This is a genomic window from Flavobacterium sp. KH_035 (assembly GCF_057839565.1).
Map to the genome: position 1 here is coordinate 687628 of NZ_CM174492.1, position 12557 is coordinate 700184.

At 35.4% G+C, this 12557-nt stretch carries 11 protein-coding genes; 7 read left to right on the forward strand and 4 right to left on the reverse strand.

Going from position 1 to position 12557, the window contains the following annotated elements; translation table 11 throughout:
* Window positions 1–2 precede the first annotated feature (2 nt).
* Entirely contained in the window at window positions 3–851 is an 849-nt protein-coding gene (locus tag AC3IS6_RS03165; RefSeq protein ID WP_489163480.1) for an alpha/beta fold hydrolase, read from the reverse strand.
* Window positions 852–1411: 560 nt separating this feature from the next.
* A complete protein-coding gene (leuS, locus tag AC3IS6_RS03170) occupies window positions 1412–4279 on the reverse strand; it encodes a leucine--tRNA ligase (protein WP_489163482.1) in 2868 nt (955 codons plus the stop codon).
* 166 nt (window positions 4280–4445) lie between these two features.
* Here leuS and AC3IS6_RS03175 point away from each other — a divergent pair, with 166 nt between their 5' ends.
* The 5 genes from AC3IS6_RS03175 to AC3IS6_RS03195 all read left to right on the forward strand — a co-directional run bounded on the left by AC3IS6_RS03175 (window position 4446) and on the right by AC3IS6_RS03195 (window position 8628).
* Window positions 4446–5321, forward strand: coding sequence for a cell division protein FtsX (locus AC3IS6_RS03175; RefSeq protein ID WP_489163484.1), 876 nt, complete (start codon window positions 4446–4448; stop codon window positions 5319–5321).
* A gap of 75 nt (window positions 5322–5396) precedes the next feature.
* Window positions 5397–5648 carry a DUF3098 domain-containing protein gene (locus AC3IS6_RS03180; protein ID WP_173965985.1) on the forward strand — a complete coding sequence of 84 codons (252 nt, stop codon included), beginning with the start codon at window positions 5397–5399 and terminating at the stop codon, window positions 5646–5648.
* A 104-nt stretch (window positions 5649–5752) separates the two neighbouring features.
* Window positions 5753–6550, forward strand: coding sequence for an undecaprenyl-diphosphate phosphatase (locus AC3IS6_RS03185; RefSeq protein ID WP_489163486.1), 798 nt, complete (start codon window positions 5753–5755; stop codon window positions 6548–6550).
* On the forward strand, window positions 6550–7245 hold the full coding sequence (gene truB / locus AC3IS6_RS03190; RefSeq protein ID WP_173965987.1) for a tRNA pseudouridine(55) synthase TruB: 696 nt from the start codon (window positions 6550–6552) through the stop codon (window positions 7243–7245). Before AC3IS6_RS03185 ends, truB begins: the two co-directional genes overlap by 1 nt.
* Window positions 7246–7329: 84 nt before the next feature.
* Window positions 7330–8628, forward strand: a complete 1299-nt coding sequence (locus tag AC3IS6_RS03195; protein WP_489163488.1) for a DUF2268 domain-containing putative Zn-dependent protease — start codon at window positions 7330–7332, stop codon at window positions 8626–8628.
* 869 nt (window positions 8629–9497) lie between these two features.
* On the opposite strand, the gene AC3IS6_RS03200 is transcribed toward AC3IS6_RS03195, so the two are convergent.
* Window positions 9498–10241: a phytanoyl-CoA dioxygenase family protein gene (locus tag AC3IS6_RS03200; protein WP_489163490.1), complete on the reverse strand. Its 744-nt coding sequence runs from the start codon at window positions 10239–10241 to the stop codon at window positions 9498–9500.
* Entirely contained in the window at window positions 10238–10852 is a 615-nt protein-coding gene (locus tag AC3IS6_RS03205) for a thioredoxin family protein (protein ID WP_489163492.1), read from the reverse strand. The genes AC3IS6_RS03200 and AC3IS6_RS03205 overlap by 4 nt, the downstream gene beginning before the upstream one ends.
* A gap of 189 nt (window positions 10853–11041) precedes the next feature.
* Here AC3IS6_RS03205 and pyrH point away from each other — a divergent pair, with 189 nt between their 5' ends.
* Together pyrH and frr are read left to right on the forward strand one after the other, a co-directional pair.
* Complete coding sequence (gene pyrH / locus AC3IS6_RS03210; RefSeq protein WP_173965991.1) at window positions 11042–11749, forward strand: UMP kinase; 708 nt, start codon at window positions 11042–11044, stop codon at window positions 11747–11749.
* A 145-nt stretch (window positions 11750–11894) separates the two neighbouring features.
* A complete protein-coding gene (frr, locus tag AC3IS6_RS03215) occupies window positions 11895–12458 on the forward strand; it encodes a ribosome recycling factor (protein ID WP_089353233.1) in 564 nt (187 codons plus the stop codon).
* The last annotated feature ends 99 nt before the right edge of the window (window positions 12459–12557 follow it).

Genomic DNA, 12557 nt, shown 5'->3' on the forward strand with positions numbered 1-12557 from the left:
TATTACGATTTTACGAAATTACTCACCTGATTTAAATACCATGCTGCATCATCATACATGATAAAATGTAGTCCTTTAGCAGCATATTGAAAGTTTGCATTTTTTAAATTCTGATACTGTCCTTCAATAGCAGGTTTTAAATTTACAAAATATGACTCCAGTAAAATTAATGATGGACATTTTACGTTCGAAATTTTTTCTCTCAAATCGGTATTAGAAAAATCACAATACATTTCAGCAAATGTTTTTCGGTCTGATTTCACGCTCCAGTCTACAATCATATCTATTTTTGAAGCATCCTGAACAAGACGTGGCATTGTTTTTTTCTGCATGTCCTGAAACTGAGTATCTGTCATTGTCGTCATTTGATTCACCATTGACGAACAGTCGTTATTTTCTTTTGCTTTGAAAGCAGGATCCATTAATGCCGCCATACATGGAAGCGCATCAACTACAATAATTTTACCAACCAATTCCGGATAATCTGCTGCTAAAGCCAATGCAAATCCTCCACCCATACTATGACCAACTATGATTGGTTTTTCGATTTTATTTGTTTTGATAAAACTGGCAATTTCGGTTTCCCAGTTTTTAAAAGAGGCATTCGGTTGTGGTTTTACCCCTGCAAAACCAGCCATTGTAAGTGTATAACAGGTAAACTCTTTTTCAAAATTAACTCTGGTATCCTTCCACACATCTCCTGAAGAAGCAAATCCAGGAATGAAGAGGATAGCTTGTTTTCCTTTTCCGGTTTTAAGAACTTCAAACGGATAGGCTTTTGTTTGTGCAAATACATTTAAACATACAGCTGAAAATAATAAGGCGATAACTAGGATGATATACTTTTTCATTTTTAATAGATTTAAGTTGTTAAATGGTTTATTAGTTAAATTCGCCTTTTGGATACGAGAAGTTTCAAAATGTTACAAATCATTTTAAAAAAAAATAAAAATTAATCTTCAAATTCCAAATTCCAACCTTCAAGAATAAGCCAGAACTCCAATATCCACAAGGGATGAAGAATACTGAGACGTCGATTATTTTTTTTAAAATTGTTTCAAGTTTTTTTTTTCGCAACTAACATTTTGACCATCCATTTAAAAAATGAAGCAGCAGCAAATGCAATAGAAAAATCCCAAATCTCAAATCCCAGCAAAAAAACCGAAACAACTACACCCTATTGTCATTTTGACCGAAGGGAGAAATCACATAAGAAACTCCGCAAACTATGTCGACAATCTTTGTCGATTCACTAATGCGATTTCTCCCTTTGGTCGAAATAACAAACTAAACGCAAAAAATCAATTCATGTAAATTCGTGTAATTCGTGACTGAAAAATAAGTGCAAAAAAAAATCCCAAACCCCAATCGTAAAATTGGAATTTGGAATTTATAATATTGAAAAATTTATTTACCCTACAAGATTGATAATCTTACCAGGAACAATAATCACTTTATTTGGAGTTCTTCCCTCTAACTGACGTAAAGTTCTTTCGTCTTTCATGACAATTTCTTCGATTTGCTCTTTGGTTAAATCCAAAGGCAATTCGATGGTGAAGCGCATTTTTCCGTTGAAAGAAACCGGGTATTCTTTGCTCGTTTCTACCAGATGTTTTGCTTCAAAAACCGGGAAAGAAACTTCTGAAATCGAAGTTGTATTTCCTAATTGCTGCCATAATTCCTCAGCAATATGCGGTGCATAAGGCGAAACTAAAATAGCTAACGGCTCTAAAATGGCTCTTGAATGGCAATTTTGAGCAGACAACTCGTTCACACAAATCATAAACTGAGAAACAGAAGTATTAAAAGAGAAACTCTCGATGTCTTCTGCTGCTTTTTTAATAGTTTTATGCAATGATTTTAAGTTGTCTTTTGTTGGTTCGTCGTTGTTTACGATTAAGCCATTATTTTCATCAAAATACAATCTCCATAACTTTTTCAGAAAACCAAAAACTCCAGAGATTCCGGCAGTATTCCAAGGCTTAGCTTGTTCTAATGGCCCTAAAAACATTTCGTACAAACGCAAGGTATCCGCTCCGTATTCATTACAAATATCATCCGGAGTTACTACATTATAATACGATTTTGACATTTTCTCCACCTCACGTCCAACGATATATTTTCCGTTTTCATCAAGAACAAATGCTGCAGTATTAAAATCTTCTCTCCAGTTTTTGAACTTTTCGATATCTAACTCGTCCGAAGAATTCACAAAATTTACATCTACGCGTAATGGTTGTACATTTTGATCTCCAATTTTATTTTTAGACACAAAAGTATTCGTTCCTTCCAATCTGTAAACATAGGCAGTCGTTCCCAAAATCATCCCCTGATTGATCAGTTTTTTGAATGGTTCTTCGGTTGGAGCAAAACCTTTGTCTTTTAAGAATTTGTTCCAGAAACGGGAGTACAATAAATGTCCGGTCGCGTGTTCGCTTCCTCCAATATACAAATCAACACTTTCCCAATACGCTAGCGCTTCTTTGCCTGCAAACTCAGTTTCATTGCGCGCATCCATATAACGCATCCAGTACCATGAACTTCCTGCCCAACCCGGCATGGTATTCAATTCTAAAGGAAAAATCGTTGCATGATCTACTAAATCGGTATTAACGACTTTATTGTTTCTTGTATCCCAGGCCCAAACCGCTGCGTTTCCTAATGGAGGCAAACCGTCTTCGGTTGGTAAATATTTCTCTACCTCAGGCAAAATGATTGGCAAATGTTGTGCCTCGATCATCTTTGGCAAACCATTTACATAATATACCGGGAAAGGCTCTCCCCAATAACGCTGACGGGAGAAAACTGCATCACGCAAACGATAATTGGTTTTTCCGACACCTTGCCCTATTTTTTCCAACTCAGCAATAGCGACCTGAGTGGCTTTTTTATAATTTAATCCGTTTAAGAAATCAGAATTAGCGATCTCCACATTGTCTTTTGAACCGTATGCTGCTTCTGAAATGTCAACGTTTGCAAAAATATTTTTGATCTCCTGCATTCCGTTCTGACCCTTAAAGAAATTCGCAAAAGCATAATCTCTTTCGTCTCCGCAAGGAACCGCCATTACAGCACCTGTTCCGTAACCTGCCAAAACATAATCGCCAATCCAAACCGGAATTGGCTCTTTTGTAAACGGATGTTCTGTATAAGCACCGGTAAATACACCCGATATTGTTTTTACATCGGCCATACGCTCACGCTCTGAACGTTTCGCTGTTTTTTCGATATACGCCTCAACCGCTTCTTTTTGCTCCGGACTTGTAATTTTAGCCACCAAATCATGCTCGGGTGCCAAAGTCATAAAAGTAACTCCAAAGATGGTATCAGGGCGGGTTGTGAAAACGTCAATTACTTCATCGTGATTTTTCAATTTAAAAGTAACCATTGCGCCTACCGATTTTCCAATCCAGTTTCTTTGTGATTCTTTTATCGATTCACTCCAGTCGATCTCGTTTAAACCCTGCAACAAACGCTCCGCATAAGCCGAAATACGCATGCTCCACTGGGTCATCTTTTTACGGATTACCGGATAACCTCCACGTTCTGACACTCCGTTTACGATTTCGTCATTAGCCAAAACAGTTCCCAAACCAGGACACCAGTTTACTTCGGTTTCTGCCAAATAAGTCAATCTGTACTGCAAAAGAATTTTCTCTTGTTTGTCAGCTGAAAAAGAGTTCCATCCCTCAGCCGAAAAAGCTTCGATATTATCATCAGAAACCGCATTTACAGTTGTATTTCCTTCTTTTTCAAAAAGAGCAATTAAAGTTGCTATATCTTCTGCTTTATCAGCATTTTTGTTATACCATGAGTTAAACAACTGAATAAAAATCCATTGTGTATGTTTGTAATAATCCGGATTTGAAGTTCGCACTTCACGGCTCCAATCAAATGAAAACCCAATTTTATCCAACTGCTTTCTATATCCTGCAATTTGCTTTCCTTCTTTGTCTACTCCTCCGTCAATATTTACGCGTGTTGTATCTTCAGGACGTTGCCCCGTTTGTATCGCATATTGTTCAGCAGGCAATCCAAAACTATCGTAACCCATTGGGTGCAAAACATTGAATCCCTGATGTCTTTTGAAACGAGAATATACATCTGAAGCTATGTAACCCAGGGGATGTCCTACGTGCAATCCCGCTCCTGAAGGATAAGGAAACATGTCTAACACATAATGTTTAGGTTTTTCAGAATTGTTTTTCGCCGCAAAAGTTTGGTTTTCTGCCCAATACTTCTGCCATTTCGTTTCGATTTCGTTTGGATTGTATTTCATTTCTTTGAGTTGCTGAGTTACCAGGTAACCTAGTTGCTAAGTTTTGTTGTACTGAATTATTAAGTCCGCAAATTTACATTTATTGTACGAAAGTTAAAACTTTGAACGTTATTAACTTCATTTAAAGAAATTCTTTATTATTTTTACCCCATAATTTAAGCAAACTATGAGTTCTAACTTTGATAAATTTCAAAAGCGCAGGTTAATTTCCTCTTATTTTTCGGTTGTATTAAGTGTATTTCTGGTTTTATTCCTTTTAGGAGTACTGGGATTATTCATTATCAACTCTAGAAAACTGGCTAATGATTTTAAAGAAAAAATCGCGATGACGGTTTTCTTTAAAAACGAAGCCAATGATAGTGTGATAAAAGCTTTCAATACCGATTTAAAAAGAGCTCCTTTTGCAAAATCATTCGCTTATGTAACAAAAGAGAAAGCGGCAAAAGAACACACTGACATTATTGGAGAAGATTTCCTGACTTTCCTGGGAGAAAACCCATTATTGAACTCTTATGACATTCACTTAAAAGCGGATTATGTTGAAAGAGACAGCATCCTTAAAATAGAAAGCAAACTGCGTCAAAACACTATGATTGAAGACATTGTTTACGACAAACAATTGGTGAATCTGGTAAATGACAACATCAAAAAAGTAAGTATGTGGATTTTGATTATTAGTGGTTTCCTTGCGATAATTGCAGTTTTATTGATCAACAGTTCATTACGATTATCCATTCACTCTAATCGTTTTATCATCAAAACCATGCAAATGGTTGGGGCAACAAAATCGTTTATTCGTAAGCCTTTTGTAATGCGTAGTGTAAAACTGGGAATGTTGGGTGCCGGTTTGGCCATTATAGCTCTAATTGGACTTTTATTTTATGTAGAAACCAATTTCCCGGGATTAGGTATTATAGAAGACAAAGCCTTAATTGGATTGGTATTAGTCGCCGTATTCGGATTAGGGGTTTTGATTACCTGGGTAAGTACTCACTTTGCAACACAACGTTTCCTGAATTTAAGAACCGACGATCTTTATTAATTTCAGGTTACAGACTGTAGATTTTAGATTTAAAAAAACACCTCCGACTATACTGAGACTTACAAAAGAAATAAAATGAAAAACAACAATAAAGAAGAACAAGCACCAAAACAAGAATTCCTTTTTGACGGAATCAACTACAAAATTCTATTAATCGGAATTGGAGTTATAGCTTTAGGTTTTATCTTAATGTCCGGCGGAGGAAGTAACGATCCGAATGTTTTTAATGAAGATGTTTTCAATTTCCGACGCATTCGTCTGGCACCAACAACCGTTTTAATCGGCTTTGGAATTACTATTTACTCAATTTTCAAAAAATCTAAATAGACTTTATTTAGACTCCTTAGACTTCTTAGACCTTTAGATTATTTTGATAATCTTTTATAAAATCTAAGAAATCTAAGGAGTCTAAAATTCTAACAATCTCATAAATGAATACATTACAAGCTATCGTTCTTGCTATTATTGAAGGAATCACCGAGTTCTTACCCGTTTCTTCAACAGGTCACATGATTATTGCATCTTCCTTTTTTGGAATTGCTCACGAAGATTTTACCAAACTTTTTACAATTGTCATCCAGCTTGGTGCTATACTTTCAGTAGTTGTTTTGTATTTCAAACGTTTCTTTCAAACACTTGACTTTTACTTTAAACTTTTAGTTGCCTTTATTCCGGCTGTAGTATTAGGTTTATTGCTAAGCGATTTTATAGATGGCTTATTAGAAAACCCTGTTACAGTTGCTATTTCTCTTTTAATAGGAGGATTAATTTTACTAAAAGTTGACGAATGGTTCAACAACCCAAATGCCACCGAAAGTTCTTCGGAAATTACGTATTTACAAGCTTTTAAAATTGGTTTATTCCAATGTATTGCCATGATTCCGGGGGTTTCAAGAAGTGGAGCCAGTATTGTGGGGGGAATGTCTCAAAAATTATCCCGCACCACAGCAGCGGAATTCTCTTTCTTTTTAGCCGTTCCGACAATGTTGGGGGCAACGGTAAAAAAATGTTATGATTATTACAAAGCCGGATTCGAACTCTCTCACGATCAGATTAATTTATTGGTGATTGGAAATGTCGTTGCTTTTATTGTAGCGCTTTTGGCAATCAAATCCTTTATTGGATTTTTGACCAAAAACGGTTTTAAAGTTTTTGGTTACTACCGAATTATCGCAGGAATCGTTCTCTTACTGATTCACTTTTTCATTCATCCTCTTACGATTATATAATGACTCCTGAAGAATATTTAGACGGACAGGTTTTATTGATTGACAAACCTTTAAAATGGAGTTCGTTTCAAGCTGTCAATAAATTAAAATACCTCTTAATTAATAAAGTTGGACTTCCTAAAAAGTTCAAAATTGGTCATGCGGGAACTTTAGATCCGTTGGCAACAGGGTTATTACTCATTTGTACCGGAAAGTTTACCAAAAGAATTTCGGAGCTGCAGGGTCAGGCTAAAGAGTATACAGGAACTTTTTATATTGGAGCCACCACTCCATCTTACGATTTAGAAACCGAAATCGACCAAACTTTTCCAACCTCTCATATTGACGAAGCGTTGATTCACGAAACAGTGAAACAGTTTTTGGGCGAAATCGATCAGAAACCGCCTATTTTCTCTGCGATCAAAAAAGATGGTGTTCGTTTGTACGAGCATGCACGTGCCGGAGAAACGGTAGAAATTGCCAGCAGAAAAACGACTATTCACGAATTCGAAATCACCCGAATTGCTTTACCGGAAATCGATTTTAGAGTCGTTTGCAGCAAAGGAACCTACATTCGTTCTTTGGCTTTTGATTTTGGAAAAGCAATGAATTCAGGATCTCATTTAACCGTTTTACGCCGAACTAAAATCGGTGATTACGACGTAAAAAACGCAATCGACATTACTCTTTTTGAAGAAAGCCTTCAGACGGAATAAAGCTTAACCTTTTTTAGCAACATTTAGCAAACCTGTATCTTTTCATTTTTTTGTATTTTAGGCGGAGATTAAAATACCAAAAAAATGAAAAACCACCTTTTGTTATCATTCTTTGCCTTTACGATATTCACTTATAGTCAAACCGGCAATCAGAAAATTGTTTCCTTTGATATTGATAATTTTTGGAATGCCTACGACAAAATTAGCTCTGAAAAAGACAGTATAAAACAGTACTCCCTTTTAAAAGAACTATACATCGACAAAGCCTCTCCAGGCTTAAAAAGCTTAATTGAAGTTCGCAATTACACCTCTAAAGACTTTATCGATGGGATAAACAAGTATCCCAAATTCTGGAATTCTTTAAAACCAAATACTTTAAATTCCAGCGAACTTTACCCGGAAATCGATGTCGACATCAGCAAGCTGAAACAAGCTTATCCCGATTTAAAGCCATCGACCCTTTATTTTTCGATTGGAGCATTCAGAACAAACGGAACGATTCAAGATGATCGGATTTTAATTGGGAGCGAAATGAGTCTCGCAGATGAAACCACTATTATTGACGAACTGCCTGTGTGGAGACAGCCTTTTTATAAAGAATACAATCCGAGAAAAAACATAGCACTGCTCTGCACACATGAATACGTACATACACAACAAAAAGAATTGGTAGAAAATTTACTTTCGATGTGTTTGTATGAAGGTGTAGCCGAATTTATTTCCTGCAAAGTAACCGGTAAAAAACCCAATACTCCTGCAATCGAATTCGGAAAAAGCAATCAACAAAAAGTAATCGATCAGTTTATTACGGACTTATACCTTAGAAGCAACAATTACAATTGGATCTGGGGTGAAAACAAAAACAGCTTAAAAGTTAGAGATCTGGGTTATTATGTGGGTTATGAAATTTGCGAACGTTACTACAATGCAACCAAAGACAAAGCAAAAGCGATAAAAACGCTTATCGAACTGGATTATCACAATGAAAAAGAGGTTGCCCACATTGTCGATGGCACAAAACTATTCCCCCAAAGTCTGAAAAAATTGCATCAGAATTACGAAAAGCAAAGACCAACTGTTCTCTCTCTATCCGCATTTAAAAACGGCAGTCAAAAGGTAAAACCAGGAGCTGTGGAAATTACCATTACCTTTTCGGAACCACTAAACGGGCGCAGTACTGGCGTCGACTTCGGTCCTCTTGGTGAAAACTTTTTTCCAAAAATAAATACGGAAAGAATCTGGTCCTCGGATATGAAATCGTGGACTATCAAAGCTGATTTAGAACCCGATCATCATTATCAAATTCTAATTTCAGACAATTTCAGAAAGCAAAATGGTACAAGATTGAAGCCTTTTTTAATCGATTTTAAAACAGCTAAGTAATACAGAGAAAAAATTACAACATTATTTTTACAGGAAAAGAAAGCGCTTGTTTTTAAATTCTCCTGTTTAACAAGCTCAATACAAATAAATATGAAATGTTGCGGGCTGATAAAAACCATTCCGTTTATCATACAAAATGAAAGAAATCTTTATGGATTAGGCTTTCGCCCTTACAGGGCTTAAATATTCATCATCATTATTCATGATGCTTCGCACCATGCTATTGCCAAAGCTCTTTCAGAGCAACGGGATTCAATCCTTTTATATCTTACCGATAATTGGTTGCATATTAAATCTTTTACAACAAGTGATTTTAAAAATGATAAAGGTTTTTAGGTATAATAAAAAGATCTGGTCCGCATCCTTAACGTTCTTCACAGTAAAAAAGAAAGAGTATGTATTTTATCTCTTTGCTACTTCTGAATCTGATACCTCAATGCGATAAGGTTAAAAACAAAAAAGCACATTACATCATGAATATCCATAGTAATGTGCCAACTTCTTGCAAAGTAGTTCTATTTCATAAGCTCTCGTTTTTTGAAGTTAGTAATGAGATACATTCTTTCCTCCAAACAACAAGCCCGAAACAAAATCGTAAAATCTTTCGAATAACTTTTTCATGATAGTGTATTTTTTAATTGTTAAACATTAAATAAACACCAATAAAAAGAGTAAATAAGAAAATGAATAATAGAAGTGGGATTACTCTGGCAAGATACAAAAAATTAAAATAGTACAAAATATTTTAATATATTTTTTATTACTAAAATTCTTATTTACAGCGCATTACCCGATAAATAAGGGTTTCAACGGTTTATTTTTAAAAATTTCAATTATTTGTTTTGCTATCCGTCACCACCCTAAAAGAGCTATAAGAAATCAAAAAAATGCTTGTTTTTAAGTGTCTCGAGTATTTCCGCTGATGGCAAATTGCCTCTGTCAATAAAACTCTTCATTTCGGAAATGTTATCACAGAAAATGATATCTAGAGAAAATCGATCATTTCCATAAATTCCGCGATGAATCATATTGGCAGAAAAAATCAATAGATCTCCCCGATTCAATTTTATAATTTTTCCCCGTTCCAAATCATCACTTTGGTGGTAGCCGTTTAAAGAATTCCGAACATCAAACTCTTTTGGCAAATCCCATTCTCGATGCGTTTGTGGGATCAGTTCGACCCCGTGTTCGCTTTTCATCGGAATCCTGAAATGCACCACATTCTGAGTTTTAATTGCTTTCTTTTGATCTTCAATTGACATTCCTGTATATTGAATATCGCGATGCCAATAATTTTTTTGGTCTGCATTCTTTGGATCAAAAAAAAGCTGCGTGTTCAAGAAGATAGGAGTCTCTGGAAAGATCGTTTTTAGCAATTCTGCAAATTTGTTCTGAGAAATAAATTCAAAAAGAGCTGTTTTTTCTTCTCCATTGAGATATTCCCCAGAAGTAAGACTATAACTGTTTAAAATTCCATTTTCATAATGCGCTGCATTGTCAAGCAACCAAAGTTCATGAAATTTAATCAGTTTTTCTTCAATATCGACAAGTTCCTCTTCAGAGAAAAAATACTCCAGATAGGCATATCCGGTTTGTTCATACCCATCCATCATTCACGAATTTCGAGCAAACGCATTATTTCCATAAGCTCGTTTTGGGTACTCAGTCCTTTATCAGCCAAATACCACAATTGCAAATCGGTTTTGATTTTTTCATCAATTACACCAAACTCCTTTTTATAGTTTGTCATTAATTCACTAGCTCCTCTTGGTCTTGGTCCCCAGTCAGCGCGAGCGATACCTGTTTCTTTACAAATCACAATCACTTTTGGAATTGCTCTTCCGCCATTCGTTAGATACTGATTCATTAGCGCTTCATTTTCATCGCGGAAAACAATTCGGAGATCGATCTTTTTGTGAGAGGCCAAAGCCATTTTATTAATAATAGGTAATATTTGCGCTGCATCACCACACCAGCCTTCCGAAATTACCAGCCAGATATAGTTGTGCTTTAAATTTTCTAATTCTAAAAGTACCTCATCGGAAACTTTCATGGTCTTCTCCAGTCGGTTCATTCTGGCTTCATTCAGCTTACTGTAATTGGTTAAGCTTTCAGATTGCTCATTGCCGGTTGATTTCCCTTCTAACAGTAAATCTGTGACTATTTTTCGATATTCGGCATACGAATGACTGTTGAATAATGCTTTGGCTATAGTACTTTTCATATTTAAAGTTTTTTTGAATTGTCTAAAATTACAACTTTTAAGAAAACTTAAAAAATGACTTTTGTCACATTCGTAGAAATCCCGAAGATCTACATCAATTTAAAACGAAAAGAACTATTATTTTTTTTAAAACATTATTTCTAAAAATCAGAATATGTCTATATTTGCACAAATTAACGCAACACAGAAATGAAATATAAAAGAATTCTTCTAAAACTTAGCGGCGAAGCCTTAATGGGTGATTTACAATACGGTATTGACCCTAAAAGATTAGCCGAATACGCTGAAGAAATTAAGCAAATTCACAACAAAGGAGTAGAAATTGCTATTGTTATTGGCGGAGGAAATATTTTTAGAGGCGTTGCAGGTGCAAGTGCCGGTATGGATAGAGTACAAGGTGACTACATGGGGATGCTTGCTACCGTAATTAACGGAATGGCTTTGCAAGGTGCACTTGAAGACAAAGGAATGAAAACACGTTTGCAGACTGCTTTAAAAATGGAATCTATTGCAGAACCTTACATCAAAAGAAGAGCAGACCGCCATCTAGAAAAAGGAAGAATTGTAATCTTTGGTGCCGGAACCGGAAATCCATATTTTACAACCGATACAGCAGCCGTTTTAAGAGGAATTGAAATCAATGCAGATGTAATCTTAAAAGGAACCCGTGTCGATGGTGTTTATGATTCTGATCCGGAAAAAAATGCATCAGCTGTAAAATTTGATTTTATCTCGTTTGATGATGTCCTTAAAAAAGGATTAAATGTAATGGATACTACAGCTTTTACATTAAGCCAGGAGAATAAATTACCAATCGTTGTTTTTGATATGAACAAAATCGGTAATCTTTTGAAAATCTGTGAAGGTGAAAACGTTGGAACAGTAGTGAACATTTAGACTACTTAGATTGTTAGATTTTTATAAATTTTGACAATGTTTACAAAGTATTCATAAAAATAAAATAAATTAGTTAGTAAATTAGAGGAGTATTTTCTTTAAAACTTGAAAACCCAATCCTCTAAAATCTAAAAATCTAAAAAAAATGACGGAAGAAATAGAATTTATATTAGATAGTACTGAAGAATCTATGAATGGTTCGATCGCACATTTAGAGAAAGAATTTCTTAACATTCGTGCGGGAAAAGCTTCTCCGGCAATGCTGGGAAGTGTTTTTGTAGATTATTACGGATCTGCAACACCACTTTCACAAGTGTCAAAAATCAGTGTTCCTGATGCCAGAACCATCACTTTGCAGCCTTTTGAAAAAAACATGCTGCAAGTTATCGAAAAAGCGATCATGGTAGCCAACATTGGTTTTAATCCAATGAACAATGGAGACGTTATCATCATCAGTGTTCCGCCTTTAACAGAAGAACGTCGTAGAGACTTAGCCAAACAAGCAAAATCTGAAGCCGAAGATGCTAAAATTGGTGTTCGTAATGTACGTAAGGATGCTAATACTGATATCAAAAAATTAGAAAAAGAAGGAACCTCTGAAGACATTTGCAAATCAGCCGAAGAGCAGGTTCAGAATTTAACTAATACTTACATCAAAAAAATCGATGAATTACTGGCAGCAAAAGAAGCCGAAATCATGAAGGTGTAATCTATTCAACACAAAATAAAAATCCGTTTAGTTAAATTATACTGAACGGATTTTTTTTATTCTTATTTTTGCATACCATTTTTACATTTTGTCCGTTTT